This window comes from Caulobacter sp. P1_B12_2 (assembly GCF_056406675.1).
Map to the genome: position 1 here is coordinate 1 of NZ_JBFTZS010000738.1, position 2,315 is coordinate 2,315.

At 72.8% G+C, this 2,315-nt stretch carries 3 protein-coding genes; 1 reads left to right on the forward strand and 2 read right to left on the reverse strand.

The features are described from left to right. Nucleotides 1-388, forward strand: a 388-nt coding sequence (locus AC1DZ6_RS25375) for an aromatic-ring hydroxylase C-terminal domain-containing protein (RefSeq protein WP_477099852.1), incomplete at its 5' end; no start/stop codon positions are given. 3 nt (nucleotides 389-391) lie between these two features. On the opposite strand, the gene AC1DZ6_RS25380 is transcribed toward AC1DZ6_RS25375, so the two are convergent. Continuing rightward, the gene (locus AC1DZ6_RS25380; protein WP_477099853.1) at nucleotides 392-1,126 is read right to left on the reverse strand and encodes a hypothetical protein; all 735 of its coding nucleotides are present in this window, start codon (nucleotides 1,124-1,126) and stop codon (nucleotides 392-394) included. Next, on the reverse strand, nucleotides 1,093-2,315 hold a 1,223-nt coding region (locus AC1DZ6_RS25385; protein WP_477099854.1), incomplete at its 5' end, for a hypothetical protein. The genes AC1DZ6_RS25385 and AC1DZ6_RS25380, both read right to left, overlap by 34 nt.

The window sequence follows — 2,315 nt, forward strand, 5'->3', positions numbered from 1 at the left end:
GCACGCCGACCGCCCGGAAGACGCCCTGCAACCCGGCGACCGCGCGCCCGACGGCAGGCTGCGCGACGGGGCCGGACAGCCGGTCCGCCTGTTCGACCTGCTGGCCGGTCCGCACTGGACCCTGCTGGCCCGCGCCGGCGATCCGGCGGGAGCGCCGACGCCCCGCCCGGGCCTGCGCATCCACGCGGTCGGCCAGAACGGCGCGCTGCGCGATCCCGAGGACGTGCTGGGCCGGACCTACGGCCTGGCCGACGGCGAAGCGGTTCTGATCCGCCCCGACGGCTACGTCGCGGCCTTCACGGACGGGACGAACGCAACGCGGCTGGAGCCCTATCTGGTCGGCGTCGGCCTGGGCGCTCCCTCGCGCGCTGACCCGCGAGCCGCCTGACGGTCAGCCGCCACGTTCGCAGCCCAGCACCGCGCCGACCGCTAGCGTCAGGGCGCCCAAGGCCAGCAGAAGCCATTTGGCCTGGGTGGCGGCGTGGGCCGCGCGCGCCAGGCCGTCCCGCGCGCCCTTGACGATCATCCAGGCCTCCAGCCCGTCCTCGGCCAGGTCGGCGATCGCCGCCAGCAGCACCAGGGCGGCCCCGGACTGGAACACCGGCGTCAGATAGCCGTGGACGGGTCCGCCGTGGCCGTCGAGCGGCTGGTTGAGGATCAGCAGCAGGGCCAGGATGACGGCCGAGCTCGCATAGCCGGCGATCAGCAACAGGTCGAAGCCGAGCGCGGTCCAGACATACGAGAACACCTTTGGGGCGGTGTCCGACGCGGCCCGCCAGCGCGCGACCGCCCGCCCGAAGGCCTGGGCCGTTCGCCGCCGTTGCAGGCTGACCGTGGTCGGAAGCTTTAGCCTGCGCAGCCTCCTGTCGGCCCAGGCGGTGATCAAGGCGCCGACCACGCCGGCCAGGCCCGTCGCCGCCAGCCACAGCCACAGGCGCGCGCCCTTCATCTGACCGGGGGCGGGACGGGTCTGTCCGCCGGGGGCTTGGAGACCGACGTCGGCCAGGATATCGCGCAGCTTGCCCTCGGCCAGGCAGGTGCTCTTCATCTTCAGGTCCGGCGCAATCAGCGGCCTGCCCGATCCGGGCGTTGTCAGGATGCCCAAGGCCTCGTCGGCGTGCTGCATGGCGCTCTTGGACAGCGCCCAATCCATCGGCACCTGGCCGCTGCTGGGCTTGCACAGGTGGACCAGCCGATAGGTCGGCGAGACGCCCCACTCGCCGGACCCGGTGGTCGGCGCGGCCGCGCCGGGCCGTGCGAGCCCCGCGAGGCGGCGAGGCCGTCCAGCGGCCCCAACAGGTCGGCCGCGAAATTGTGGGTGGGCGACTTGAACAGCGCGTCGGCTTCGCATCCAGGCGGCGTCTTTCCGGCCGGGGCCTTGCAGTCCCTGGCGCCCGCCCGGATCAGGTCGGCCGCCGTATCGTCGCTGTTGGTGTCGTTGTTCAGCTCGATGAACACCGGCTTGAGCCTGATCCCCTTGGCGTTGGCGATCCGCAGGGTGGCGGCGGCGACGTCGGCCATCGTGGCCACCCCGCCGCCGTCGAAATAGCCGCCGTCGAGCACGTGGCCCGCGGGCGTTCCGTCGGCCCGGATCAGGGTGCCGCCCGGGCTGACCAGCGGGAAGCGCGCTCCGTTGAGGATCGCCGTGGAGATCCGCACGTCGCGGCCGGTCAGGGCGTGGAAGTCGATCGAATTGGGAAAGTCTTCGGGCGTGACGACGACGCTGGCGGTGATGATGCGCCGGCCGTCCTCCTGCCGCGCGCCGTTGATCATCACGATGGGCAGCCAAGACGGAGCGGACGGGCCGGCGGGCGGGCGCCACAGAGACAGAAAGGGCTTGGTCCAGAGGTTGTCGTCGCCGCACCGCCCGTGGCCGGCATCGTTGTCGTTGGGGGGCCGGCAATGCTGCCGCCAGCCGGATTCGAAGCCCGTCTCCAGGGTCTCGGCGCGGTCGGGCAGGACCGGGACGGCCACAGGCAGGAAGCGCTGGGCCAGGTCGGGGAACAGCAGCCCTCCCACGGCCGGGCTGAGATAGTCGATCCCCGCCACGTGGGCCACGCCGTCGGCGAACGGCGCGCCGGACAGGCCGGGCTTGTCGGCCAGGGTCGAGACATAGGCCATCACGCCCACCGAACCGCCCGAGACGCTGCTGATGGCGAACACCCGATCGCTGAACGGCTTGCCCTGGTCCTTGGTCTCGAACTGCAGCTTGCCCAAAACGTCGGCGGCCCAGTAGCCCGCGCGCGACGCCCCGCCCTCGGCGGCCACGAAGACGATCGGCGTTTCCGGTCCGCCCGGCTGGCAGGCCTGGGGGC

Coding starts and splice junctions, on each gene's coding strand:
- AC1DZ6_RS25380 (WP_477099853.1), bottom strand. CDS start 1,126: ATGCAGCACGCCGACGAGGCCTTGGGCATCCTGACAACGCCCGGATCG.